Genomic DNA, 26461 nt, shown 5'->3' on the forward strand with positions numbered 1-26461 from the left:
TTAGGATAATCTCAAGAAGTTAACTATAGCTAACTTTTAGGAGGTTGTCGTATGCCCAAGCGCATAGTGCAGCTGTCTCTTCTGGCTGCTGCGGTAGGCTTGTTCGCTACGGGGTGCTCTGCGCCCCAGGATCCAGCTGCTGAAAACAGCGGCGAAAAAGAGCCGATAGTCGTCGTTGACCAAAACGGGGAAGAGCAGCAACTGCCCGGATCTATCGATCGCTTCGTTACCACGGCGTTGCCGCTTCCCAGCGTGTACGCCGTTACGGGCGAGCCGCTTGACAAGCTGGTCGGAATGCACCCCGGTTCAGCGAGCGCCATCAAAGATTCCGTGATGGCCGCTATGTACCCCGACCTGCTTGACGTTCCCAGCAGCTTCGTTCAGGGCGACGAGATCAACGTCGAAGAGCTGCTTGCCCTCAAGCCCGATGCCGTGATGTATTGGGCCGAGTACGGCAACCAACGCGACGCCATGAAAGCCGCAGGGATTCCCATCGTTGGCGTGAAGACCCAAGGCGACGGAGACGCCCTGGTGACCTTCGATTCATGGGTCGAGATCATGGGCCGCATGTTCGGGAGCACGGGCAAGACGGATGCCGTTGTCGACTACGGCAAGCGCGTGAAGGAGGAGGTCGCGCAGAAGACGGCCTCTATCGACGAGAAGGACAAGCCCCGGACGCTTTTCCTGTTCAATCACGATGACAAGAAGATCACCACATCTGCCCAAGGCCACTACGGGCAGGGGTGGATCGACGCAGCCGGAGGCGTGAACGTTGCCTCGGAGCTGTCGGGCACGCCCGCTATCAGCATGGAGCAGATTTACGAATGGAACCCCGACGTTATCATCATCACCACGTTTTCCCAAACCATGCCCGAGGATCTATACAACAACACGGTTCCCGGACAGGATTGGAGTAACGTGAAGGCGGTGCGCGAGGGCCGCGTGTACAAAGAGCCTATCGGAGTTTATCGCTGGTTCCCTCCTTCGGGTGACGCTCCGCTCATGTTGAAGTGGATGTCCGAAACGCTGTACCCGGATCTGTTCGACTACGACATGGAAGCCGAGATCAAGGCGTACTACAACGAGTTCTATTCTTACGATATATCTGACGACCAGGTAAAAGGCGTTCTTTCCTCCAATCCGGAAGCCGCTCGCGGTGCTGATTGGCAGTACAAGAGCAGCAACACCAAATAGCTGACCATGCGATTCGGGATGCCCGCTGATGCTTCCGGCAGATGCAGGGCATCCCTTTTTGCGCAACGTTTGCAAGGAGTTCAATGAAGTTCAAATCTATTCGCTACCAGCGATTGATGCAAGGGGCCCTGATCGGCGTTTTGCTTGCGTCGGCAGCGCTGGCCTTGTGCCTCGGGCGCTATGGCATTCCGCTTGACGAGCTGCTCTCCGTTTTGGCAGGGCAACCCGTGGCGAACGAGACGACCTACACCGTGCTGTTCTCTATCAGGATCCCGCGGCTTTTTATGGCCATGATCGTTGGAGCGGGGCTGTCGGTTGCCGGATTGTCGTTGCAGGCGATGTTCGGGAACCCTTTGGTTAGCTCCGATATCTTGGGCGTATCGGCTGCCGCCGGCTTCGGTGCCGCTCTGGGCATCTTGCTGGTTGGCGATTCGCTTGCGGTCCAGGTGATGGCCATCCTGTTTGGATTTGCGGGCATAACCTGCACGTACGGCATGAGCCGCAGAAGAGGCAGGAGCACCGTTCTCACGCTGGTGCTGTCGGGCGTTATCGTGGGCGCGGTGTTCCAGGCGCTCGTTTCGTTGGTCAAGTTTGTGGCCGATCCGCAAAACACGCTGCCGGCGATCACGTATTGGCTGATGGGAAGTCTTGCGGGAACGTCTGTTACCGACGTGATTACCGTTGGGCCCGCCATCATCGCCGGCATCGGCGTTCTGTGGTGCCTTCGGTGGAAACTCAACGTGCTCTCTTTGCCTGAAGACGAAGCCGTGTCTTTGGGGGTGAACGTGAAGCGTTTGCGCCTTGTCGTCATTTCGGCGGCTACGGTCATCGCCGCTCTTACCGTTTCGATATGCGGCATAGTGACGTTCGTGGGGCTGGCCGTTCCTCACTTTGCTCGCATGCTGACCGGGAACGACCATAAGTTTCTTTTGCCCGCATGCGTTCTGGTCGGCGCGGTTTTCATGGTCCTCATCGACACGGGCGCGCGTGCGGCAACGCCAGCCGAGATACCGCTGTCTATTCTGACGGCTATCGTGGGAGCGCCGTTCTTCGCGGTCCTCTTGCGGCGAACCGGGGGTGCTTGGAGTGATTAGGGCTAAATCGGTGGCGTTTTGCTATGCGGGCGGAAGCCCTTTGTTCCAGGATGTTTCGTTCGAAGTTCCGGCTGGCAGCGTTTTGGCGGTCTTGGGTTCGAACGGCGTGGGGAAGACGACGCTTTTGCGTTGCCTTATGCGGTTTCTCTCTCCTACGGAAGGGGAGTTCTTTCTTGGCGATCGGCCGGTACGCGACGTGTCTGCGGCTGATTTTTGGAAGGAAATCAGCTACGTCCCGCAAGCTCGCAGCATGGTGTTCAGCCATACCGTGCTCGATCTTGTGGTCATGGGGCGCTCGTCGTACGTTGCTTTCGGAAGAACGCCTTCGAAGAACGACTACCTTCGTGCGGAAGGTTTGCTCGAGAGCATGGGCATCGCCTCGCTTGCGCGGCGCTCGTGCCATCAGCTTTCGGGCGGGCAGCTGCAGATGGTCCTTATTGCTCGGGCGTTGGTGAAGGAGCCTTCTGTGCTGATCATGGACGAGCCTGAATCGAACTTGGACATGCGCAATCAGATCCACGTTCTTGACCTGGTAGAGCGCTTGGCGTCAAAGGACGGCCTTTCCATCGTCATGAATACCCACTATCCGGCGCATGCCCTGCGCGTTGCCGACCAGGCTTTGCTGATCGGACGCGAGGGACATGCTTGCGGGCCGGTCAAAGACATGCTGAACCGCCGGAGCATTTCCCAGTATTACGGCGTCGACGCGCAGTTGCTCTCCTGCGTTGAGGACGGGCGCGCGTACGATGCCGTTATTCCCTTGAGGAGGACATGATGAAAGCCCCTTGCCTCGATGCGCAGTCGCTGCCCCCGAAGGGTATTCCTATTACGGAGATCAAGGTTGATTCCGAAGGGAAGCCTCTCTTGCTCAACAAAGGATCCGATCTGTGCTTTTACTCGCCTGCGACGGGAGGATACGGCATTCCTCGCGTTGCATGCCTGGTGCCCGGAAGCCATGTTCTGTTCGTTGCCCCTCAGGGCTGCGGCCGGCACGGGTTGGTGGCGGCGTATCTTCACGGGCGCGATCGCGCGAGGATCCATGCCTTGCATGTTCAAGATGAGGCGGTGTCGCTTGGATCGCATCTGGACCAAGTGGCGAATGCCGCGCGCTTCATCGTGGATCGATATGCGCCCAGTGCCCTTACCATTGTGTACAGCTGCATCGACGATCTGCTGGGTTCGGATTTCGATCTGATCGCTTCGGACGTGCAGGATGCTTGCGGGCTGCCGGTGCAGGTTTCGGCTATGAACCCCATCAGAAGCGAAGGATCCCTGCCGCCGTTGCCTCGGGCGTTGCGCACGGTTTACAGCTTTTTGGAACCCTCGAAGCAGGGCGACGTTTCCTCGTCTTCTTCGGGGGCGGACGGCCAGCCTGCGATTCTGAACTTGTGCGGCATCTTCTCGAACGTGCATCCGTCTTCGGAGGCCCATGCTGTGCTTGCTCGGGCGGGCTATAGATTGGCGAACGTGGCCGATTGCGCAACCTACGAGGAGTTCCAGGCGCTTTCGGCGTCCCGCTTGAACTTGGTTGCGCATGACGCGGCGGCGATCGCGTGCGATTCTTTGCACGATCGTCTGGGCATGGAGAGCCTTCGCTTTCCTCTTCATGTGCTGCCCTCCTTGGTGGCTCGAAGCTACGAACGCCTTGAGAAGAAGCTGGAGGTCGCGCTTTCCTGGCAGCAAGCGCGCGACCAGGCCATGGCGGAGATCGGGTTGCTTGCTTCCCGCTTGAAGGGTCTGCGCGTTTCCGTGGGCTCGTCCCACTTGGCAAGCCCTTTTGAGCTGGCTCGGTTTTTGACGGAGTGCGGGATGAGGGTCGAGTCGGTGTATGCGAACGCTCTTTCGCGCACGTGCATGGAGCAGCTTTCGTGGTTGCAGCAAAAGGCCCCTCAGATCGTCGTGCTGCCGCCCGAGTCGAGACGCGCTCTGTTCATGCACGAAACGGCTCCTGAAGTGGATGTGGCGGTGGGACTGGATGCTGCGTACTACTCGAATTGCACGCGGTACGCCGATATAGGATTCGAATTGCCGCTGTTCGGCTTTCAGGGCGGTGTCGAGCTGTTGCGCATGCTGGTGCGCCCTTGCGAGGTATCCGATGGGTTCGAGGCTGCTCTGACCAGCAGCAGCCTTGTGGTGTAGGAGCGTCGGGCATGCTTGTCGCATTGTGCGAATGCGTGCGCGGCGACGTTTGTTCCAGGGCGGGCGCCCAAGAAGGAGAGCACATGGACGGGCTTCATTATTTCGACGTTCTGCCGGCCTTTGCCCCCGACTATTCGGGAGCGGTGTCGGTTCTGTACGATTTGCAGGGAACCATTGTGGTGAACGGAGCAAGCGGGTGTCTTGCCAATTGCGCTGGCTACGATGAGCCGCGCTACTTCGAAAAAACCTCGCTCGTGCTTTCGAGCGGGCTGCGGGATGTTCGGGCCGTATTCGGGGATGAGGAGTTCCTGGAGGAAACGCTTCCCCTCATAGAGGGGCTGCAAGGTTCTCGATACCTCGCCTTGCTCGCCAGCCCAGCAGCGGCGATTATCGGCACGGACCATAAAGCGGTTGCTGCGGCTTTGGAGGATCGGCTGTCTTTGCCTTGCTTCGCGTTCGAAACCACGGGCATGACCGCCTACGATCGCGGTGCGAGCATGGTGATGATGGAGCTGTGCAGGCGCTACGCGAAGCCGGCTCCTCGAAGCGTCGCCCCGTCTGCGAACATCTTAGGGGCGATACCGCTTGATCTTTGGGGACCCGATCAGCTTGTCGTTTTACGTGAAGACGTGGAGAGGGAGGGCTACCGAGTGATCTGCACGCTTGGCATGGACTATTCGTTCGAAGACGTCGAGCGTCTTGCGGAGGCGCACGTCAACGTGGTTGTTTCGGTGGCTGCCCTTGCGTCGGCCCGCTGGCTTGAGCAAGCGTTCGGCACGCCTTGGACGTGCGCCTTGCCCGTGGGGCCTTGCCGTGCGGGATGGATGGCTCCCGATGGCTTTCAGGCGTCTTCCGATTCTTGGAAAGCGCAGTTCTCGGCAAAGCCTTTGGGCGGCGTCGGGAATCCGTGCGAACCGGCATGCGGCGTGAAGGTGCTGATTGTCGGCCAGCAAGTATGGGCCAACGCCTTTCGCGCCGGGCTGATGCGAGAAGTTTCGGGCGCTGACTGCACGGTGGCCAGCTTCTTCGGCATGGACGACGAGCTGATGCTCGAGGGCGACCGGTCGTTTTCAAGCGAAGGTGAATTTTGCGAGCACGTTGTTGATCGCGGGTACGACGTGGTGATAGGCGATCCATTGTTTCAGGAGGCCATTCCTTGCGAGGTGGCATACGTGGGCGTTCCCCACGTTGCGGTTTCCAGCCGCTTGTATTGGACGAATCCGGCGCCCGCCGTGGGACCGGACGCCCTTTCTGCGGCGCTCGCGACGATAGAGCATACTATGGTGCGGAAGAAGGCGAGTCGGTGAAGAAGATAGCATTTTACGGCAAAGGCGGTATAGGGAAGTCGACCACGACGTCGAACGTTTCCGCCGCCCTTGCAGAGCAGGGCTTCACGGTCATGCAGATAGGATGCGACCCCAAGTCGGATTCGACGAAGAACCTGACGGAGGGCGTTCGCATCCTTACGGTTTTGGATGCCATCAAGGAAAAAGGCGGGCACGTGAAGCTGGAGGATATCGTGGTCCGCAGCGATACGGGGGTGCTGTGCGTTGAGGCGGGCGGTCCTCCTCCGGGTATCGGGTGCGCGGGCCGGGGCATCATCGCGGCGTTCGAGCGCCTTGACGAGCTGAAGGCGTTCCAGACCTACGAGCCTGATTTCGTGCTGTACGACGTGTTGGGCGACGTGGTGTGCGGAGGGTTCGCCATGCCCATACGCGGCGGCTATGCCGAAGACGTGTACATCGTGACATCGGGGGAGATGATGGCTTTGTATGCTGCGGACAACATAAACCGAGCCGTAGCGGCGTACCGGAACAAGGGCTACGCTCGGGTGCGCGGCGTTATCCTGAACGAGCGAAACGTGAAGGACGAGCGCGCTACGGTGGAGGCTGCCTGTGCGGAGATGGGCACTTCCCTGGTTGCTTCTTTGCCTCGAAGTCCGGAGGTTCAGCAAGCTGAAGAGCTTCGCAAGACCGTTGTGGCGGCGCTTCCTGACTCGGCAATGGCCGAGCGCTATCGCAGCCTTGCTCGGATGCTTTTGGAAAGCTGCTAGCTTGCGCGTTCGCGAAGGAATGCCGACGAATCCTTCTGCCCCTTCTCCTGTCGCCTGCGTGGTAGAATACCGCGAAGCATATATTGGCAAAGATGGTTGCGCCAAGCGCGGCGCGAGCGAACGTGCGGATCATGTTCGTTTGGGGAAATGCGGGTGAGAATCCTGCGCTATACCAGTAACCGTAAACGTTGATGGCCGGACGACATGCAGGCATGCGTTCGAGCCAGATGAGGCGAAGTCGGAACACCCATCCATCGCAGCAAGCCCTGGAAGAGAGGTGCCGACGATGATCGGTCTTCAGTTGGCGCGCGTGGGTACGCGCTCCGTTCGAGAGAGGTCGAACACGCCTTTGTCAGCCGTTTCGGTTGCAAGCGTTTCGGAGAGATTTCTAGCTGTACTTCTGGCCGTGGCCCTGGTCGTGTCCCTGGTTCCCGGCATCGCCTGGGCGCAGCCGGGCGGTGCACACGTTTCGGTTGCTGAAGAGCGCGCTCTTGCCGGGTCTGGCGAATCGAGCGAGGGCGGTTCGACTGGGCCGATGGATTCGCTGGGCTCGGCGGACCGCACCGAGACCCTTTCGAATGCCGAAGCGGGCGAGCCTTCCGAGACCGCAGGAGGGTCGACGGTCGATCGCGAGCTGGCTGGCGACGCGGTTCCCTCCGAGAACGCGTTGTCGAACGAGGATGGAAGCATCCAGCCCAGTGCTCTGGACTCTTTGGAGGAAACCGCATCGTCGGACTCTTCCGAACCCTCTTCCTCCCGGGCTGTTTCAAACGTCGACGGCGTACGCGTCAAAACCGCATCGGGTATGAACCTCCCCTCCAAGTTGGGCGCGGGTTTGGAGATCAAGGCATGGGCGTTCGTCGAAGAAGAGGATCCTTGGGGTTGGGGTACGGAAGAGGTTGAAGTCAGCGATTACGCTGGTATTTCGTTTCAGTGGTATCGGGGCGGTACGCAGGTTTCGTATGCACCAAACGCTTTAAGCTACAAGAATTACGCTCCGATTGATGGGGCAAATGCTCGGACGTACCTTTTGGCCGACGCCGACGCCGGCTCGTTCCTCGCCGTCAAGGTCACCTTGGCCAACGGCGTCGAAAAGTGGTCTTCTTCGTCAACTCCCAAGGTCACAGACGGCAAGGCAGACCTTGCATCGGTCGAGATCGAAGGTACGGCCAAGCAAGGTAACGCCCTTACGGCCATTGCGCATGATGCCGCGAGCGGAACTGCCGTGGAATCGGGCGTCGCGTATCGTTGGTTGGTCGGGGATGCGGTTGACGGCGAGTTCCACGAGCTTTCCGGAGCGCGGGGATCTTCGCTCGAGCTTACACCGTCAGAAGTTGGCAAGTACGTCAAGGTGGAGGCGTCGTCTCGCAACGAGGTCGTCTCTCCAGCGGTCGGTGCGGTGGTCGCGGCCGGTTCTGCGGAGAACGAGGCTCGCGTGGCCGCTGCGATCACGGCTCTCGAAAAAGATGGCTTGCGCGGGTACTATCCGAATCCGAAGTACGGTACGGACTCCAATCTCAACCGCATGATTGAATCGCGCCTGTCCGAACTCGGGTTCGACGGCGTGTCGACGCGCGTTTCGGCTGCGGCGTTCTCGGGAGTCGACCCGAAGCAGCAAGGCTCCGTCGATGTTTCCGAAGGTTCGGATAACGGCGCGATCACGTATTTCTTCCTGGCTCCCGATGCAAAGACGGTTTCGTTCGATTATTCGGTGTTGCGGCAGTTCAAACCTACCTATGCATTGACGTTTGGCGATGCGACGGGGTTCTATACGCCTTCGCGTGCATCGTCTTTGGCATGGGACGATGCTCGGGTTCTTGCGTATCTGGAAGGCCAAGCTGCTAACGTCTCCCTTGACGAGGGCATCAAGACGGGCTCGATACCCGCGTCGGTCCTCAAGGTAGGTCTTCCTACGGAGGTGCGCGTCGGATCCGCCAAGACGGCGACGATTAGCTGGTCGTCGTCTGATTCGGCGGTCGCGAAGATCGCGAACGGTTTTGACGGCGATTACAACCAGACTGCGACGGCGGTATTCTCGCATACGGCGGTTCCTCGGTCGGTTACGTTGACGGCGACGTACGAGTTGCAGGTTCCCGGTTACGGAAGCGGCCCCGGTGTTTCGTATCGAACGACTTTCGATACGGTGGTCGAGCAAAAATCGGGCGCTGAAGTCGATGATATCAAGAAGCAGCTTGCGAACGTGCTGAAACGGGCGAAGGTTGTCGATGCGGCATCGGGCGGCAGCGTTCAGGCGAGTGCTGTTGACGGCGATGTGAAGTTTTCGACACCGCGTTCGCTGGGCGTGGACGGCAAGGTGTACAAGCTATCCTACGTTTCAAGCGACGAGGATTTCTTGAAGGTCAACGGATACCGAGGCGTCGTGACGCGCTCCCTTGAAGGGGAGCCTATCCGTACGGTTGAGGTTTCAGCGAGTTTGACCTACGATGGCGTGACCGTCTCGAGGGAGCTGGGGGCCTATACGCTCAAGCCCGTGTCTTCTGACGAGCTGGAACAGGCCGTCGGATTCATGAACGACGTTGCAGCGGCGTACGGCCAGGCGCTTTTGGGGCAGAATGCTTCCGCTGACCAGGTGACGGTCGACCTCGATACGTTCATGGAGGTTAGTCGTGCAGCCGACGGCTCTCTTGCATGGGCTCGCTCTATTGACCAGATGACGGACCAGGGCATTGTCCCGGACGATATTCCCGGATACGACCCGATGGGTAGCCAAAAGTGGCGTACGTTCAGGTCGTCGGACGCCGGTGTGCTTGAAGATGAGATTCTGCGCGTCAACCGTCCTGACTACGATCGCCGCGTTGCGGTCGATTCGGTGCTCACCTACAAAGCGTACGAATCCCTGGCGGCTGCACATCCGGAAAACCGTGACCTGCAGTCGCTTGTGAAGCGGCCTGTTCAGGCGGAGTTCACGGTGGCGGGAACGAAGGGCCAGACGGATCCCTTCGTCACGGCGACGTGCTCCATCATAGGCATGGACAAGCACGGCAATCGTCAGACGTGGGCGGCAGCTGAGCCGTTCACGCTGGACAACGGCTCGAAGGCGTCCGGTTTGACCGAGGCGTTGCTGACTAAGACGGGGATTTCCGCCAACATCGATAGAAAATGGGGTTGGTACCTCGAATCCGTCACGTCTCCTTACGATGCGGGCCAGAATCTCAGCTGGGACCAGGCTACGGGCAGGTTCTGGCAGATGTTCGTCAATGGTTCGGCTGCGACGGCGGGCGCCAACGGGTACGAGCTGAAGCCCGGCGACAGCGTAATCTGGTGTTATTCCGCCGAAGGGGAAGAGGCTCCTGTCGACCAGCTTTCGGCCACGTGCTCGGTTGTTGGCGTGGATGCTGACGGAGCTGTGCAGACCTGGGCTGCCGATGCGACGTACGCGATGCCGAAGGGAGCCACGGCGGCCGATCTGTCCGAGCGGCTGTTTGCGGACGCGGGTCTTAAGACTGATATCGCAACTTCATGGGGCTGGTATTTGAAATCCATAACGTCGCCTTACAATGCGGGCCAGAATCTCGGCTGGGACCAGGCTACGGGCAGGTTCTGGCAGCTGTTCGTCAATGGCGAGGTCGCCCAGGAGGGCGCGAATGGGATCACGCTGCAAGCTGGCGATCGAGTGGTTTGGTACTACTCCGCAGATGGCGCCGTGCTGCCCAGCAGTGTTGCCGCCTCGTGCGAAGTCGTAGGCATGGACGTTTCCGGCAATCCTCAGGTGTGGGCGGCTTCCTCTCGCTATGCCATGGTGGAGGGTGCCACGATGGCCGACCTGAGTGATCAGATGTTCGTAAAAACGGGCTTAAAGGCCATGGTCGACACTTCCCAGAGTTGGTATCTACAGAGCTTGGTCTCGCCTTACGACGGCCGCACGCTCGGCTGGGACCAAGCCACGGGCAGGTTTTGGCAGCTGTTCGTGAACGGCGAAGTCGCTCAGAAGGGTGCGGGCGAAATCAAGATTGAGTCCGGCGACCAGGTGGTCTGGTACTACTCGGCATGGGGTTCGTCTCTGCCGACCGCAGGCGAGGTCGTCATCAAGCCCAGTGCCTCGCGGCCCAGCTACGACTCCTTTTGGCCACAGTTCGGAGCCGGGTCGGCTCTGACCAACGTCATCACGCCCGCCGAGTCGGCCGATTTGCTTTGGTCCTTCGACTACAAGACCGTGACCTCGGCTGAAGGGGTGTCGGATCCGCTGGTTGTCAACGGCGATATCTATCTGGTGTCGGGCGGTATTCTCATGAAGATAGATGCCGCAACGGGAAGACCTACGGCATCGGCCACCGTCGGAAGCGCGAACCGCTATTTCTGCCGTCCGGCGTACGCCGATGGCTTGATTGTGGTCCCTACTGACGACGGTCGCTTGGCTGCGTTTACCGCCGACGCACTTGTGTGCGTGTGGCGTACCGAATCGCTTGGCACATCGGATGGTTCTGTCAGCTATCAGGCGCTCTCCACGCTCACGGTGAACGGGGGCTATGCGTACGCCGGGTTTACGCAGCCGGGAGCCGCGAACTCCACGGGCACGGCGGGCGCGCTTGTGTGCGTGCGCATGAGTGACGGAAAGCTGATGTGGGCGAACAAGGGTGTCACGTCGAGCAGCGGAAAGCCCGAGGGCTACTATTGGGCGGGTGCTGCTGCATCCGGATCGGATATCGTGATCGGCGACGAATCGGGGGCAGTCGTTTTGATCGAGGGGGATACGGGCAAGGTGAAGTCTTCGGTCTCGCTTGGCGCCCCGTGTCGCTCGACCATTGTATCGGTTGGCGATGGGAGAACGTTGCTGGCCGTGACGAGCGACGGCGTGCTGTATAAGATCGTTCGCGAGGGCGATGCGCTCTCGGTTGCGGGCCGCGTTTCGTTTGCTCGATCCTCCACATCGACGCCCGTCGTATCGAACGGCACGGTGTTCGTGTGTGGTGCGGACGCCGACGGCTACGGGACGCTGTCCTTGATCGATCTGGCCGGCATGCGCGTCGATCGCACGGTGGTCGGCGGTCTTGGCGCGGCGCAGGGTTCCCCGCTAGTGTCGATCCAGGGCGACGGCACGTATGCGTACTTCACGTGCAACGGGTTGCCGGGCGGCGTGTACGCGTACCGGGTGGGCGATGCCGCCGCATACGCTTTGTACACGCCTGCGGGACCGCAGCAGAACTACTGCACGGCATCCGTCATTGCGGACGAGGAGGGCAATCTGTACTACACCAACGATGCCGGCGTTCTGTTCGCACTCAAGGGCCGGGCTGGCTTTCGGGTGACGTTCGATTCCATGGGCGGGTCTTTCGTGCCTTCTGGCATGGCGGTCAAGGACAAGCCCATCGTGCAGCCGGCTGATCCGTCGCGCGACGGGTACTCGTTCGGCGGATGGTTCGTAGATTCCGCGTGTACGCGAACCTGGGATTTCGAAACGCCGGTCGATGGCGATATGACGTTGTACGCCCGATGGGTCGCGAACGCTCGCCCGGGCGGTGTTGGTGGATCGGGAGACGAGTCAAATGGGACGTCGGGTTCCTTCTGGGCATCTTCCGGGGCGCCGGGTGCGGCCCATGCTCCGCTTGTGCGGCAATCATCTGGCAAAGTTGGCGGGCGGACCGACAAGGTTGCCAAGGAGGCCTCGTCCCCGAACGGGGAGTCCGGTCCAGGGAGCACTCGGGTGGCGGAACCGAACGGCGAGGACGCTGCGGGCGTGGCTCGTAACGGCGTGTACGTGAGCGCTGTCGGCGGCCTGGCCGAGAAGGAGCATGGGGGAGGAAGCGGCTGGAAGTACTCGGTTAACGGCGAGGTTCTCATGATGGCGTGCGACAAGTACGCGCTGAACGATGGGGATGTCGTTTCGTGGTTCTACGTGACGGGTTGAGTTGCTGATTTTCTGCCGGGCGTCTTTTCTTCTTCGTTGAAGGGGCGCCCGGCTTCGTGTGCTATCCTAGCTGCTTCGGATGAGGGCGGCTCGGCGATCGAAAGGCGAGGTGGGGCATTGTTCAGTCGGAAGGTTTCGATCATTCTTGCGATCATCGCATTGGTTTCTGCGGTGCTTCTGGTCATCTCGCTGTTCTTCACGGTGGGCAAGTAAGGGTGCGAGCCTGGTGAAAAGCACGGCGTTCGACCTGTTCCATCCCGTGGTCGCGTTGGCGTACTTCGCCATCCTGCTCGTCATGAGCATGGCGGCGATGCAGCCCGTGTACCTTCTGGTGTCGCTTGCGGCTGCGCTGGCTCTTGGCGCGGTGCTGCGCGGCGTTCGCGCCGTCGCTCGCTCCCTCGCATGGCAGCTTCCCCTTGTGGCGATCGTCGCGCTGGCGAACCCGCTGTTCTCGGCTTCCGGGTCCACGGAGCTGTTTCGCATCGGAGCGCGGGCGTTCTACCTGGAAAGCTTCGTGTACGGCGCATGCATGGGCGTGATGCTGGCAAGCGTGCTGCTCACGTTCTCGAACGCTTCGCGCGTGTTGACGTCCGACAAGATCATGGCTTTGTTCGGCGGTGTCGTGCCCACGGTCGGGCTCATGATGTCCATGACGGCGCGCTTGGTGCCCCAGTTCGTTCGGCGCGGAGGCGATATCGAAGGCGTCGCGCGCGCATGCACGGCCGCCCGTCCGGTTGCGACGACGTCGCCCGATTCGACGAAGGGCGCGGGCCGTCGCCTTCGCTTTCGCGAGCATATACGATTGACCTCGGTCCTTATGGGGTGGAGCATGGAGGATTCGCTCGAAACCGCCGACGCCATGAAAGCGCGCGGCTGGGGCACCGCGCCGAAGCGCACCACCTATGCGCGCTTCCGCTTCCGCCGCCTTGACGCATGCGCGCTCGCGTTCCTCATGGTGGTTGGCGCGAGCGCGGCCGTTGCCGCCTGGGCGGCGTGCGCCCAGTTCAGGTTCTACCCGTTCATCGCCGGCTTCGCCTCGTGGTGGAGCTACGCACCCTACGTACTGTTCGCGGCTTTGCCGCTGGTCATGGAAGCAAGGGAGCGGATTGTATGGAGGTTGTGACCGATCGGCCCGCCGTCGAGGCGCGCGGGTTCTCCTTTTCGTATCCCGATGCCGCGGCATCGATCGGGCCGCTTGATTGGCGGGTGTCCGAAGGGGCGTTCCAGCTGCTGGTCGGAGCGACCGGCAGCGGAAAGACCACGCTGTTGCGCTGCTTGAAGCAGGCTATCTCGCCCGTTGGGGCGAAGGACGGGGCGTTCGAGGCGTTCGGCGTTCCCGTCGAGGACATGGACGCGTTCGCGGCGGCTTCGCGCGTGGGCTACGTTGCCCAAAGCCCCGAGAACCAGATCGTGTGCGACGCCGTGTGGCACGAGCTTGCCTTCGGGCTGGAAAACTTGGGCGTTTCGCAGGACCAGATGCGCCGTCGCGTGGCCGAGGTCGCGCATTTCTTCGGCATCGAGCCGTGGTTCCGGCGTCAGGTGTCCGAGCTTTCGGGAGGCCAGAAGCAGATGCTCACGCTGGCCAGCGTCCTTGCCATGCAGCCCCGGCTGCTGCTGCTCGACGAGCCGACGGCCCAGCTTGACCCGGTGGCGGAGAAGAACTTCCTGCACGCGCTTTTCCGCGTGAACCGCGAGTTGGGAATCACGGTGGTGGTTGCCACGCATGCGCCTGAATCCATGGCCTCGTACGCCACCGATGCCGTGGAGCTGCGCGACGGCCGGATCGAGGAGGTTTCGCTCGATCGTTTCGCGGCGCGGCCGCTTCGCCTTCCGGATGCTGGACGCGCCGTCGAAGCGGGGCGCCCGGCGCGCGCGGCCGATTCTGCCGTGGCGCTGAACGACGTGCGCTGCCGTTACGGGCGCGACGCCGATTGGGTGCTGCGCGGCATGGACTTGAACGTGCGTCCGGGGCGCGTGCATGCGCTGGTGGGAGGGAACGGCAGCGGGAAGTCGACGCTGCTGCGCCTGGTCGCCGGCGTGCTGAAGCCCGAACGGGGCAGCGTGATCAACCGCCTGTCATCCCGTCAGGCGCTTCTTCCGCAGGATCCGAAATCCCTGTTCGCGTGCGACAGCGTGGACGAAGAGCTGCGGGAGTGGCAAGGTTCGTGCGGATTCTCCGACGGCGACGTGTCCGCCGCGCTCGAGCGGTTCGGGCTGACGTCCTGCGCGGCAAGCCATCCGTACGACCTGTCGGGCGGGCAGCAGCAAAAGCTTGCGCTGGCCAAGCTTTTGCTGACCGATCCCGACTTGCTGCTGCTCGACGAGCCCACGAAAGGCCTTGACGCGCCGTCGAAGGCCGCGGTGGCTGAAGCGGTGCTCGATCGGGTTCGGGCGGGCGCGACGGTGCTTATGGCCACGCACGATTTGACCTTTGCGGCCCTTGTTGCCGACGAGGTCACCATGCTGTTCGACGGCGAGGATGCCTGTACGGAGCCTGCCGGTTCGTTTTTCGAGGGGAACTTGTTCTACCGACCTTCCGAGGACGCGTTCGCGCGCCTGTACGAAGGAGGGTCGCGATGAGCGCTTCGAAAGGGAAGGCGCATCGGGTGTTGGCGGCGCTCGAGGTTCCGGCCCTGGTCGCCGTTCCCTGCGCGCTCGCCGCGTGCGCATATTTCGGCATCGAGCAGGGGGCGCTTTTGACGGTTGCGGTCGCCTGCGTTGCGGTCGCGGTGTTCTTCGCGGGGTTCGAGACGTCTCGTCCGCCGCTTCGCCAGGTCATGCCCACGGTAGTGCTGGCTGCGCTGGCGGCTGCGGGCCGCATCCTGTTCGCGCCCGTCCCCGACTTCAAGCCGGTTTCGGCCATTTGCATCCTTGCAGGGGCCGTGTTCGGTCGGCGCAGCGGCTTTCTGGTAGGCGCGCTGGCTGCGCTCGTGTCCAACTTCTTCTTCGGGCAAGGACCGTGGACGCCGTGGCAGATGTACGCGTGGGGCCTGGTCGGGTACGTGGCCGGCGTGCTGGCCGATCGGGGCTGGCTCGATCGGACGGCCGTGCTGTGCGCCTACGGGTTCGTTTCCTCTTTGGCGTACGGGCTCATCCTCAACAGCTGGTACGTTGTGGGCTTCGTCCATCCCGTGACGCTTCCCGCCGTGGCGGTCGCTTTCGCCGCTGCGCTTCCCTTCGACGTCACGCACGGCGTTGCCACGGTTGTGTTTCTGCTGGCGCTCTATGCGCCCTGGCGCAAGAAGCTTGAGCGCATCAAGCGCAAATACGCCCTGGTGGACGCTGGTTTCAGCACGTCTCGTCCATCGTGATACAATGCAAGCTTCCCTAAGCGGCGGCTTCACCCTGAACAGCAAGGAAGTGTTTCCATGGCTCGAGGAACTGGCTCTTTCGACGATGCGGTTGCAGCGTTGCGGCGCGCAGACGCGATCGTCTTTCCCACGGACACGGTGTACGGGCTGGGCGTTGCCGTTGATGCGGCGCGCACGCCGGAGGTGCTCTATCGTTTGAAGGAGCGCGACCGCGGCAAGCCCATCGCATGGCTGGTCGGCGGTGCGGACGATCTCGACCGGTACGGCGAAGGCGTTCCCGATCTAGCCCGTACGCTCGCGCGAATGTACTGGCCGGGCCCGCTCACCCTGATCGTGAAGGCGGCCGAGTGCGTCCCCGAAGCGTTCCGATCCGCCGAGGGGACCATCGGCTTGCGCATGCCCGACAACTCGGTTGCGCTCGAGCTCATCGCTCAGGTCGGATGCCCTCTTGCCACTACGTCCGCGAATCTGTCGGGTTGCGCGTCGCCGTGCTCGTATGAGGCCATCGACCCTGCCTTGGCCGCGCGTGTGCGCGTGATCGTGGCGGACGAGAGCGACGCCGACAAAAGCGGCCTTGCCTCGACCGTCCTCGACTGCACGCGCGATCTGCCCGTCGTGGTGCGCGAAGGAGCCGTCACCGCCAAGGACGTTCGGAGCCTTCTTTAATCCGGGCATGTCTGCAACCTTGCGCCCCGTGCGCTTCGATCCTCGTTTCCGCCCGCGCGAAACCCGGTCTTCACCCTTCTTGTTGCAGGATGGGTATAATGGAGGAAACTCCTGGGGAGGGGATACAGCATGGGAATCGAAACGACCGTCACGCCCGTGGGCTTTCTTTCGAACGACGAAACGTCCACCATCAAGGGCCTGGTCTGGAAAGCTTCCGAAACAAGGGGAAGCGCGCGCGTCGTCTCCTCTCCGCGCGGCATCGTGCAGATCGTGCACGGCATGGCCGAGCACGTGGAGCGCTACGACGAGTTCGCGCGCTACCTGGTAAGCCGCGGCTACGTGGTGTGCGCCGCCGACCACATCGGGCACGGCAAAAGCGCTCCCGATGCGGAAAGCCTGGGGCACATGCCCGTCGACGGCAAGGAAATCCTGATCGAGGACGTGCACGAGCTGCGCAAAACCGTCACCGCGCGCTACTCCCGTCAAACGCCCTACATCCTGTTCGGGCATTCCATGGGCAGCTTCATCGCCCGCGCCTACCTGGCGCGCCATGGCGAAGGCGTGGCGGCCGCCGTGCTGTGCGGCACCGGCCAGCAGCCGTACCTTCTCTCGAAAGCTGGCAACGCCTTGGCCCGGCTGATCGCGCGGTCGAAGGGGCCGCAGTACCGCAGCGCGTTTCTCGACGGCATGGGGGCGGGCGGCTTCGCCAAGAAGATCCGCAACCCCCGCACGCCTTACGACTGGCTGTCCACCGATCCCGCCGTCGTCGACGCCTTCCTGGCGGACGAGCTGTGCGGCGCCATGTTCTCGGTCGGCGCCTACGCCACGCTCACCGACCTCACGGGCGAGGTGGTCACCATGGCCTGCGCGTCGAAGGTTCCGAAAGATCTGCCCGTGCTGTTCGTCGCTGGCGCGCAAGACCCGGTGGGCGCGTGCGGCAAGGGCGTGCAGGCGGCCGCCGACCTGCTGCGCCGCGCGGGCGTCGAGGACGTGACGGCGACGTTGTACGAGGGCATGCGCCACGAGATACTGAACGAGCCCGGTCGGGCGCAGGTTTATGCCGAAGTAGCCGATTGGATGGAGGAGCACGCATGCGATCAACCTACGTCGTAGCGCTCGATCAAGGAACCACCTCGTCGCGCGCTATGCTCATCGACGGGCAGGGCGCCGTCGTCGATGCGGTGCAGAACTCGTTTCCCCAGTTGTACCCGCAGCCCGGTTGGGTGGAACACGATCCGCGGGATATTCTGTCGTCGCAGCTGGGGGCGTTCACCGAACTGCTCGTGTCGAACAACTTGGGTCCAGGCGACATCGCCTGCATCGGGATCACGAACCAGCGAGAAACCACGGTGGTGTGGAATCGCGAAACGGGAGAGCCGGTGTTCAACGCCATCGTGTGGCAATGCCGCCGCACGGCCCCCATCATCGACGAGCTGTGCGCCGACGCCGAGGTTGCGCGCGAGATCACGCGCAAGACCGGCCTGGTTCCCGATGCGTACTTCTCTGCAAGCAAGGTGAAATGGATCTTGGACAACGTGCCCGGCGCCCGCGAGGACGCCCGGGCCGGCAAGCTTGCTTTCGGCACGGTGGACAGCTGGCTTATCTGGGTGCTGACGCAGGGGCGGGTTCACGCCACCGACGTGACGAACGCCAGCCGCACCATGCTCTTCGACATCCACGAGATGCGCTGGGATCCCTGGCTGCTCGACCTGTTCGACGTGCCGGCCTCGATGCTTCCCGAGGTTCGTCCCTCTTCGGGCGACTTCGGCCGCACGGCCAACGCCGGCATTGCTCCGGGCATCCCCATCTGCGGCGTAGCGGGCGACCAGCAGGCGGCGCTCTTCGGCCAGTGCTGCTTCGAGCCCGGCCAGGCGAAGAACACGTACGGCACCGGGTGCTTTCTGCTCATGCACACGGGCGGCGAAGCGTGCGCGTCCTCGCACAACCTGATCACCACGGTTGCAGCGTCCGCGCCCGGAGCGCCGGGCCCCGAGTACGCGCTCGAAGGCAGCGTGTTCATGGCGGGCGCGCTCATGCAGTGGCTGCGCGACGAGCTGGGGCTGATCGAGAACGTGGGGGAGACCGCGGCTTTGGCGCGCAGCGTCGACAACACGGGCGGCGTCTACATCGTGCCCGCCTTCACCGGGCTGGGCGCTCCGTACTGGGACGCCGATGCGCGCGGGGCGGTGTACGGGCTTACGCGCGGAACCACGCGGGCCCATTTCGTGCGTGCCGCGCTCGAATCCCTGGCCTATCAGGTGCACGATCTTGCGGTGGCCATGGAGGCCGACGCGGGCGTGCCCCTTTCCGTGCTCAACGTGGACGGCGGGGCCTCTGCGAACGATTTTCTCATGCAATTCCAGTCCGATGTGTTGCGCACGCCGCTGCGTCGACCGCAGAATGCGGAGACGACGGCGTTGGGCGCGGCTTACCTGGCCGGCTTGGCCGTCGGATTCTGGAGCGGAACTGAAGAGCTGCGCGGCTTGCGCGCGTCCGACAAGCGCTACGAGCCGTGCATCGAGGATGCGCGCCATGCGGTTTTGCTGGAGGGCTGGGCCAAGGCCGTCCGCCGCACGATGATGAATTAACGAAAGGGCTTACTACATGAAGATCAGCATCGCAAGCGATCACGCGGGATTCGAGCAGAAGCAGCAGCTCGTGGACTACCTGGCCTCGCAGGGCCATGACGTCATCGACCGCGGCCCCGACACCGACGACCGCGTCGACTATCCCGATTACGCGGCGCTCGTCGCGCATGACGTCGTCGACGGCTTGGCCGAGCGCGGCGTGCTCGTATGCGGAACCGGCATCGGCATGGCCGTCGCCGCGAACAAGGTGGCGGGCGTCCGAGCCGCCAACATCGTGTCCCCCGAGTTCGCCGCGCTGTGCCGCGAGCACAACGATGCGAACGTCATCACGCTGTCCGGTCGCTTCGTCGAGCCGGGCGTCAACCAGGCGATCCTCGACGCGTTCCTGTCCACCGCGTTCGGCGGCGGGCGCCATGCGGGTCGCGTGGAAAAGATCGCCGCTCTCGAGATCGGCTAGCTTGGCTGGATCTTACGCACGCCCGTTGTGCTAGCATAGCCCCGAAACAGCCCAGCGAAAGGAATACCATGGCTCTTTCCTACGTATCCCAAACCGATCCCGTCGTTGCGGACGCGCTCCGTCAAGAGCTTGCCCGCGAACGCGATTCCGTGGAGCTCATCGCGTCGGAGAACTTCACGTCTCCTGCCGTTATGGAGGCCGTGGGCAGCGTGCTCACGAACAAGTACGCCGAAGGCTACCCGCGCAAGCGCTACTACGGCGGCTGCGAGAAGGTCGACATCGTCGAGGACCTGGCGCGCGACCGCGCCTGCGAGTTGTTCGGCTGCCGGTTCGCCAACGTCCAGCCCCATTCCGGCGCGAACGCGAACCTTGCCGCATACTTCTCCATCATCAAGCCGGGCGACACCATCCTGGGCATGAGCTTGGACCAGGGCGGCCACCTTACGCACGGCAGCCCGGTGAACTTCTCGGGTCGCCTGTACCACGTGGAAGCGTACGGCGTCGATTCCGAAACCGAGACCATTGACTACGACGCCCTTGAGGCCAAGGCCAAGGAATGCCGTCCCCAGGTGATCGTCGGCGGCGCGAGCGCCTATCCGCGCGTCATCGATTTCGAGCGCATGGCCGCCATCGCCCACGAGGTGGGGGCGTACTTCATGGTGGACATGGCCCACATCGCCGGCCTGGTTGCCACGGGCGCGCATCCCAGCCCCGTGCCTCATGCCGACATCGTGACCTCCACCAGCCATAAGACGCTGCGCGGCCCGCGTGGCGGCTTCATCCTGACCAACGACGAGGAGCTGTACAAAAAGATCAACAGCGCCGTGTTCCCCGGTGCGCAGGGCGGCCCGCTCATGCACGTGATCGCCGGCAAGGCCGTGGCCTTCGGCGAGGCGCTGGCCCCTTCGTTCGCCGCGTACATCGACCAGGTGGTGGAGAACGCGCGCGTGCTCGGCCAGGGCATGATGGACGGCGGCTTGCGCCTGGTGTCCGGCGGCACCGACAACCATCTGTGCCTGGTCGATCTGACCGCGGCCGACGTCACGGGCAAGGACGCCGAGAAGCTGCTCGAAGGCGTTGGCTTGACGGTGAACAAGAACTCCATCCCCAACGAGCCGCGCAGCCCCTTCGTCACGAGCGGCATCCGCGTGGGCAGCGCTGCGGCCACCACGCGCGGCTTCACCGCCGACGATTTCTATCAGGTGGGCCAGCTTATCGCCGCAACCGTGTTCAACGCGGGCGACGAGGGCAAGCTCGTCGACATTCGCACGAAGGTGGAGGCCATGCTGGCCGCCCATCCGCTGTACCCGGAACTTACCTACTAGGAGCATTGATTCATGGCGAAAGAATACGAACGCGTCACCATCGTGGACCATCCGATGGTGCAGCATAAGCTGTCCATCCTGCGCGACAAGGAAACGTCGTCCAAGCAGTTCCGCGAACTGGTCAAGGAGCTGGCCCTGTTCGAGGGGTACGAAGCTACGCGCGACCTCCCGCTTTCGGAGGTGGAGGTGGAAACGCCCATCTGCACGGCCACCTGCCATGCTATCAGCGGCAAGAAGCTTGCGATCGTTCCCATCCTGCGCGCCGGCCTTGGCATGGTCGACGGCGTGCTCGACCTGGTTCCCGCTGCCCGCGTGGGGCATTTGGGCATGTACCGCAACGAGGAGACCCACAAGCCGGTGGCGTATTACGCGAAGCTGCCGGAGGATATCGCCGAGCGCAACGTCATCGTGGTCGATCCCATGCTGGCCACGGGCGGGTCGGCCGCGGCGGCGGTGGAGTACCTGCGCTCCATCGGCGTGACCGGCACCATCAAGGTCATGGTCATCGTGGCCGCGCCGGTCGGCATCGAGTGTCTGCTTGCAGCCGACGACGACGTGCATGTGTTCACGTGCGCCGTCGACGCCGAGCTCAACGAGGCGGCGTACATCGTTCCGGGTCTTGGAGACGCGGGCGACCGCATCTTCGGCACCAAGTAACGTTCCGCCGTCCTGCCGGACGGCGGAACTGCTCGACGCTGCGAAGCGCCGATGCGCCCGACCTCGCCCCTTTTTCGCTTACCCTCACGTGCAAAAGCACGCTCGGCCGCAAAACGGGGCGATCTCGGACACCTCGACGCTTCTCGCTGACTTTGCTGGACCAGGAAGGATGAAAACCATGACCGAGCCGCTCGATCATCGTCCCAGCTGGGACGAGTACTTCATGAAGCTTGCCAACGAGGTGGCAACCCGCACCACGTGCCTGCGTCGCGGGGTGGGGGCCGTCATCGTGAAGGATCGCCGCATCCTGGCCACGGGATACAACGGGGTCCCCACCGGCATGCGCCATTGCGCGGAAACCGGATGCCTGCGCCAGCAGCTCGGCGTTCCCAGCGGGCAGCGCCACGAGATCTGCCGCGGCCTGCATGCCGAGCAGAACGCCATCATCCAGGCTGCTCGCTACGGCATCAACATCACGGGCGCATCCATCTACATCACCACGCAGCCGTGCGTGGTGTGCGCGAAAATGCTCATCAACGCGGGCATCGAAGAGATCGTGTACCAGAATCCGTATCCCGACGAGCTGGCCATGTCCATGCTCGAAGAGGCGGGCATGCAGCTTCGCATTTTCGAAGGCTAAAAGATCCCCGGCGGCTTGAGCTGTCGGGGATCCTCCTCATCTGCGTCTGAAGAATATTCAGTTTCGCCTACCGCTGACGCTTGATTTATGCATTTTTTTAGCCGGTTTATGCTTCCGCCCACCAAAAAATTGTAGGTTTCTGTTACCTTATCGTAAGAGGAGCAGGAAATTCCGTTATCATGCATAGCGGTTTTAATTGGTAGGATGCGCAAGCGTGCGCGTGAGTGGGAAAGCGGGTTATGGTAGGAGCGATTGTTCTGGGGGCGTTGTCGGGAATCGCGGGCTTTTTGCCTTTGATCTTCGGACTTCGTATGACAAAGCGGGTCACCAAAACCAGTAATTTGGGGCACATGGGCATTCTGCTGCTCAGTGTATTCGCTTCGTTCCTCATCTTGTTCGCCACCGTCATGGCCTGCATCGTATTCGCTCGCGAGCTTGTGCTTTCGTTTGCTTTGGCCGAGGTGCTGGCGCTGAGCGTCGCAGCTATCGGCTTCGGTGTGGTGAAGTTGGTCCGGAAGTAGAACGGAAAGGTTAGTTACGTGAATCCACTTGAAATCCTTGCGCAGGATGCTGTCCACCTTCAGCACTCGTTCGACTCGACGTTCGTGTTCGGGGGAGTGACGCAGTACACCCTGTACATGATCCTGTGCTTCATCATCACCCTGGTGGTGGTGCTGACGGTGGGAAGGCGTCTCACGCTGGTTCCCAAGAGCAAGTTCGCCAACATGGTCGAGTACGGCTACGAGTTCGTGAAGAAGGATATGGGCGAGGGCGCTATCGGTCATGGCTACAAGAAGCACCTGCCGTTCCTGGCTACGATGTTCTTCTTCATCTTGGTCTGCAACTTCGTGGGCCTTATCCCGGGATCGAAGGCCGCTACCGGATCGATCAGCATCACGTGGGCGCTGGCCGCCATTTCGTTCGTGTACTTCAACTACTGGGGCATCAAGGCTCATGGCGGCTGGGGCTACATCAAGTCCATCGCGCCGTCCGGTCTGCCGAAGGTCATGGTCCCGGTCATCTGGTTCTTCGAGTTCATCTCCCTCGTGCTGCGCGTGCTCACGCTGGCTGTGCGACTCTACGGCAACATGTTCGCCGGTCACATGGTTCTGGGTATTTTCGCGCTGGCTACGAGCGTGTTCATCAGCGCCGGCTTGCAGGGCGACTTCCTGTTCTTCTTGCCACCGGTCGGCTGGATGGCGCTGCTCATCGCCATGTACGCGCTCGAGGTTCTGGTTGCGTTTCTGCAGGCGTACGTGTTCACCACGCTGTCGGCTGTGTACATCAGCCTGGCAACGAGCGAGCACTAGGCCCGCAAGCCGCCCGTTCGCGCGGCGTTCTCATTCGGTTACTTGGTCGGCCCGGATGGCCGGCTAGGGAATAAAGCAGGAGGTTTCGGGGAGGTCTCGAAACCGTGTAAAAGGAGGAACCAAGTGGAAATCGCTCTCGTACTCTCGGCTCTTAAAGTCGTCGGCTACGGCCTTGGCGCCATCGGCCCTGGCATCGGTATCGGCATCGCCTGCTACGGCTGCTGCGTTGCGACCGCTCGCCAGCCCGAACTGCAGGGTCGTATGTTTACGAACTTCATCATCGGTGCAGCTCTCGCCGAGGCTCTTGCCCTCATCGGCCTTGTTGTCGCCTTCATCATGTAACCAGGCCTTATTCGGAACCAATAGCCGGATACGGGCTCAAAGGAGGTTACGTAGTGAAAGTTAGAGCGAAAAAAGCAACGGCCCTTTCGGGTTCTGCCGTGCTCGCCGCGGGCAGCATGACGTTTGCTTTCCCTGCGCTCGCGTTCGCCAGCGAAGGGGAGAGCGCTGCGGGTATCAGCGCGATTCTGCCGAACATGGTGGAATTCGTCCCGATGCTCATCGCCTTCCTGGTGCTGTGGTTCGTGCTTGCCAAGTTCGGCTGGCCGAAGTTCAACGACATGCTCGAGAAGCGCGAGCAGACCATCAAGGAGTCCCTTGAGAAGTCTGAGCAGGCGCGCATCGAGAGCGAACGCGTGCTGGAAGAGTACAAGTCCCAGCTGGAAGATGCGAAGAGCCAGGCTGCTCAGATCGTTGCCGACGCGAAGAAGACCGGCGAGGCTGTGAAGGCGGACATCACCGCCAAGGCGCAGTCCGAGGCCACCGTCATGATCGAGAAGGCGCATGCCGCCATCGAGGCTGACAAGAAGGCCGCTATCTCCGAGCTTCAGGGTTCGGTCGCCGATCTGTCCGTTGCCGTTGCGTCCCGCCTGATCGGCGAGGATCTGGGCGACGACGAGCATCGTAAGATCATCGAGCGCTACGTGAACGAGGCGGGCAGTTTCAATGCCAACTAACCGCCATGTTCAAAGGGAAAAGGTCGCGACGTATGCGTCGGTCCTCTTGGAGGGCGCGTACGTTGCAGGCGGCCAAGACGCCGTCCTGGAAGTTCGCGACCAAGCTGAGCGCATTGTTCGTATCGTGCGTTCGAACATGGATCTCTCCGATGCCTTGGAGGACAGCTCCTATACGCCCGAGCAGAGGAATGAGCTTGCGCGCAGGGTGTTTGCGCAGGCGAATCCCGTCCTCGTCGATGTTCTGGCCGTTATGGCAGAGCGCGGGGACTTCGCGTTGCTGTCGCGCGTATGGGTTAGCTATGGAGAGGCGCTCGAACGCAAGTTGAACGTCTCCGTCGTCGACGTCACGACCGTCGTCGAACTGGACGATCATCTGCGCGAGGTCATTGTAAAGAAAACGCAAGCCGACCTGGGGACGAACGTGGTGCTGCGAGAGCACATCGACCCGTCTCTGCTCGGCGGCATATTGATGAGTGCAAACGGCAAGCGAATCGACGCCAGCGTCAAGTCGCAGTTGGAAAGCGCTCGCAACGTGCTCAAACTATCAACAGATGGAGGTGAATGCTAGTGACTGAAATCACCGCACAGTCTATTGACGATGCACTGCGCAAGCAGCTTGATGCGTTGAACACGAGCGTCGAATCTCGCGAGGTGGGTACCGTCATCCAGGTGGGCGACGGCATCGCGCGCGTCGACGGCCTGAAAGACGCCATGGCGGGCGAGCTCCTCGAATTCGTGGGTTCCAACGGCCAGACCGTGTACGGTATGGCTCAGAACCTCGAAGAGGACGAAGTCGGCGCCGTGCTGCTTGGTGACGTCACCGCAATCAAGGAAAACGACCAGGTCAAGACCACCGGTCGTATCGTGGAGATCCCGTCGGGCAAGGGTATGCTCGGCCGCGTGGTGAACCCGCTCGGCATGCCTATCGACGGCAAGGGCCCCATCAAGGCCGACGGCATGCGCCCGGTCGAGTTCAAGGCCCCCGGCGTTATTCAGCGCCAGCCCGTTGAGGAGCCGATGCAGACCGGTATCCTGGCTATCGACTCGATGATCCCCGTTGGCCGCGGCCAGCGCGAGCTGATCATCGGCGACCGCCAGACCGGCAAGACGTCCATTGCGGTTGATGCCATCATCAACCAAAAGGGCAAGGACATGATCTGCATCTACGTCGCTATCGGCCAGAAGGCGTCCACGGTCGCCGGCCTGGTGGAGACGCTGGAGCGCCACGGCGCCATGGAGTACACGATCATCGTGAACGCCTCGGCTTCCGACTCCGCTCCGCTGCAGTACATCGCCCCCATGGCGGGTGCCGCCATCGGCGAGTACTTCATGTACAACGGCGAGGACGGCAAGCCGGCTTCCGCCGACAACCCGGGCCGTCACGTGCTGTGCATCTACGACGACCTGTCCAAGCAGGCTGTGGCTTATCGTCAGATGTCGCTGACGCTGCGCCGCCCGCCGGGACGCGAGGCGTACCCGGGCGACATCTTCTACCTGCACTCTCGCTTGCTCGAGCGCGCGGTCAAGATGTCCGACGAGTACGGCGCGGGCTCCCTCACGGCTCTGCCCGTGATCGAGACGCAGGCTGGCGACGTGTCCGCCTACATCCCGACCAACGTCATCTCCATCACCGACGGTCAGATCTTCCTGTCCACCGACCTGTTCTTCCAGGGCCAGCGCCCCGCTGTCAACGTCGGCATTTCCGTGTCGCGCGTTGGTGGTTCCGCGCAGGTCAAGGCTATGAAGCAGGTTGCCGGTACGCTGCGTCTCGACCTGGCCGCCTATCGCGAGCTTCAGGCGTTCACGCAGTTCGGCAGCGACCTGGACAAGGCCACGCTGGACCAGCTGAACCGCGGTGCTCACATGACCGAGCTCTTGAAGCAGGGTCGTTACGTGCCGATGCCCGTCATGGACCAGGCCATCGCCATCTACTCGGGTGCGCGCGGCTACCTTGACGACATCCCGGTGTGCGACGTCGTCCGCTTCCGCGGCGAGCTGCTCGACTACATCCACGCCTCCAAGGCGGAGATCGTCGCGGCTCTCGAGAAGGAGCAGAAGTTCACCGATGCCATCGAAACCGACCTGAACGCTGCGATCGAGGCTTTCAAGCTGCAGTTCGCACCCACGGCTTCCTAAGGCAGGTAG

General features: G+C 62.2%; 23 protein-coding genes. All 23 read left to right on the top strand.

The window, feature by feature from the left end:
- The first annotated feature begins 51 nt into the window (after positions 1 to 51).
- The 23 genes from LQE90_RS04630 to atpA all read left to right on the top strand — a co-directional run bounded on the left by LQE90_RS04630 (position 52) and on the right by atpA (position 26452).
- The gene (locus LQE90_RS04630; protein ID WP_114566779.1) at positions 52 to 1194 is read left to right on the top strand and encodes an ABC transporter substrate-binding protein; all 1143 of its coding nucleotides are present in this window, start codon (positions 52 to 54) and stop codon (positions 1192 to 1194) included.
- Positions 1195 to 1277: 83 nt separating this feature from the next.
- Complete coding sequence (locus LQE90_RS04635) at positions 1278 to 2288, top strand: FecCD family ABC transporter permease (protein ID WP_216528892.1); 1011 nt, start codon at positions 1278 to 1280, stop codon at positions 2286 to 2288.
- On the top strand, positions 2281 to 3063 hold the full coding sequence (locus LQE90_RS04640) for an ABC transporter ATP-binding protein (protein ID WP_181792550.1): 783 nt from the start codon (positions 2281 to 2283) through the stop codon (positions 3061 to 3063). Before LQE90_RS04635 ends, LQE90_RS04640 begins: the two co-directional genes overlap by 8 nt.
- Positions 3060 to 4427 (top strand): nitrogenase component 1, encoded by a 1368-nt coding sequence (locus LQE90_RS04645; RefSeq protein WP_216528891.1) that lies wholly within the window; start codon positions 3060 to 3062, stop codon positions 4425 to 4427. Before LQE90_RS04640 ends, LQE90_RS04645 begins: the two co-directional genes overlap by 4 nt.
- Before the next feature lie 83 nt (positions 4428 to 4510).
- Positions 4511 to 5734 carry a nitrogenase component 1 gene (locus tag LQE90_RS04650; RefSeq protein WP_216528890.1) on the top strand — a complete coding sequence of 408 codons (1224 nt, stop codon included), beginning with the start codon at positions 4511 to 4513 and terminating at the stop codon, positions 5732 to 5734.
- Complete coding sequence (locus LQE90_RS04655; RefSeq protein WP_216528889.1) at positions 5731 to 6480, top strand: nucleotide-binding protein; 750 nt, start codon at positions 5731 to 5733, stop codon at positions 6478 to 6480. The genes LQE90_RS04650 and LQE90_RS04655 overlap by 4 nt, the downstream gene beginning before the upstream one ends.
- 286 nt (positions 6481 to 6766) lie before the next feature.
- Positions 6767 to 12346: a DUF4430 domain-containing protein gene (locus LQE90_RS04660; protein ID WP_231088203.1), complete on the top strand. Its 5580-nt coding sequence runs from the start codon at positions 6767 to 6769 to the stop codon at positions 12344 to 12346.
- 226 nt (positions 12347 to 12572) lie between these two features.
- Positions 12573 to 13469: an energy-coupling factor transporter transmembrane component T gene (locus LQE90_RS04665; RefSeq protein ID WP_216528886.1), complete on the top strand. Its 897-nt coding sequence runs from the start codon at positions 12573 to 12575 to the stop codon at positions 13467 to 13469.
- Positions 13457 to 14926: an ABC transporter ATP-binding protein gene (locus LQE90_RS04670; RefSeq protein WP_216528885.1), complete on the top strand. Its 1470-nt coding sequence runs from the start codon at positions 13457 to 13459 to the stop codon at positions 14924 to 14926. Before LQE90_RS04665 ends, LQE90_RS04670 begins: the two co-directional genes overlap by 13 nt.
- Positions 14923 to 15657 (top strand): ECF transporter S component, encoded by a 735-nt coding sequence (locus LQE90_RS04675; RefSeq protein WP_114566787.1) that lies wholly within the window; start codon positions 14923 to 14925, stop codon positions 15655 to 15657. The genes LQE90_RS04670 and LQE90_RS04675 overlap by 4 nt, the downstream gene beginning before the upstream one ends.
- A 57-nt stretch (positions 15658 to 15714) precedes the next feature.
- Positions 15715 to 16323 carry an L-threonylcarbamoyladenylate synthase gene (locus tag LQE90_RS04680; protein ID WP_114566788.1) on the top strand — a complete coding sequence of 203 codons (609 nt, stop codon included), beginning with the start codon at positions 15715 to 15717 and terminating at the stop codon, positions 16321 to 16323.
- A 129-nt stretch (positions 16324 to 16452) separates the two neighbouring features.
- Positions 16453 to 17436, top strand: a complete 984-nt coding sequence (locus LQE90_RS04685) for an alpha/beta hydrolase (protein ID WP_114566789.1) — start codon at positions 16453 to 16455, stop codon at positions 17434 to 17436.
- The gene (glpK, locus tag LQE90_RS04690) at positions 17415 to 18911 is read left to right on the top strand and encodes a glycerol kinase GlpK (RefSeq protein ID WP_216528884.1); all 1497 of its coding nucleotides are present in this window, start codon (positions 17415 to 17417) and stop codon (positions 18909 to 18911) included. The genes LQE90_RS04685 and glpK overlap by 22 nt, the downstream gene beginning before the upstream one ends.
- Positions 18912 to 18927: 16 nt before the next feature.
- Complete coding sequence (gene rpiB, locus LQE90_RS04695; protein WP_123192387.1) at positions 18928 to 19368, top strand: ribose 5-phosphate isomerase B; 441 nt, start codon at positions 18928 to 18930, stop codon at positions 19366 to 19368.
- Positions 19369 to 19436: 68 nt separating this feature from the next.
- Positions 19437 to 20693, top strand: coding sequence for a serine hydroxymethyltransferase (gene glyA / locus LQE90_RS04700; RefSeq protein WP_216528883.1), 1257 nt, complete (start codon positions 19437 to 19439; stop codon positions 20691 to 20693).
- Positions 20694 to 20705: 12 nt separating this feature from the next.
- Complete coding sequence (gene upp, locus LQE90_RS04705; protein WP_114566793.1) at positions 20706 to 21350, top strand: uracil phosphoribosyltransferase; 645 nt, start codon at positions 20706 to 20708, stop codon at positions 21348 to 21350.
- A 178-nt stretch (positions 21351 to 21528) separates the two neighbouring features.
- Positions 21529 to 21990, top strand: coding sequence for a deoxycytidylate deaminase (locus LQE90_RS04710; RefSeq protein WP_114566794.1), 462 nt, complete (start codon positions 21529 to 21531; stop codon positions 21988 to 21990).
- Positions 21991 to 22229: 239 nt separating this feature from the next.
- Entirely contained in the window at positions 22230 to 22511 is a 282-nt protein-coding gene (locus LQE90_RS04715; protein ID WP_114566795.1) for a hypothetical protein, read from the top strand.
- An 18-nt stretch (positions 22512 to 22529) separates the two neighbouring features.
- Positions 22530 to 23300, top strand: a complete 771-nt coding sequence (atpB, locus tag LQE90_RS04720) for a F0F1 ATP synthase subunit A (RefSeq protein WP_216528882.1) — start codon at positions 22530 to 22532, stop codon at positions 23298 to 23300.
- A 123-nt stretch (positions 23301 to 23423) separates the two neighbouring features.
- Entirely contained in the window at positions 23424 to 23642 is a 219-nt protein-coding gene (atpE, locus tag LQE90_RS04725) for an ATP synthase F0 subunit C (protein WP_114566797.1), read from the top strand.
- A gap of 116 nt (positions 23643 to 23758) precedes the next feature.
- The gene (atpF, locus tag LQE90_RS04730) at positions 23759 to 24316 is read left to right on the top strand and encodes a F0F1 ATP synthase subunit B (RefSeq protein ID WP_253288144.1); all 558 of its coding nucleotides are present in this window, start codon (positions 23759 to 23761) and stop codon (positions 24314 to 24316) included.
- Positions 24306 to 24884 (top strand): ATP synthase F1 subunit delta, encoded by a 579-nt coding sequence (atpH, locus tag LQE90_RS04735; RefSeq protein WP_114566799.1) that lies wholly within the window; start codon positions 24306 to 24308, stop codon positions 24882 to 24884. The genes atpF and atpH overlap by 11 nt, the downstream gene beginning before the upstream one ends.
- Positions 24878 to 26452: a F0F1 ATP synthase subunit alpha gene (gene atpA, locus LQE90_RS04740; RefSeq protein ID WP_231088204.1), complete on the top strand. Its 1575-nt coding sequence runs from the start codon at positions 24878 to 24880 to the stop codon at positions 26450 to 26452. Before atpH ends, atpA begins: the two co-directional genes overlap by 7 nt.
- The last annotated feature ends 9 nt before the right edge of the window (positions 26453 to 26461 follow it).

This window comes from Paraeggerthella hominis (assembly GCF_021044775.1).
In the GTDB taxonomy this organism is placed as follows: domain Bacteria; phylum Actinomycetota; class Coriobacteriia; order Coriobacteriales; family Eggerthellaceae; genus Paraeggerthella; species Paraeggerthella hominis.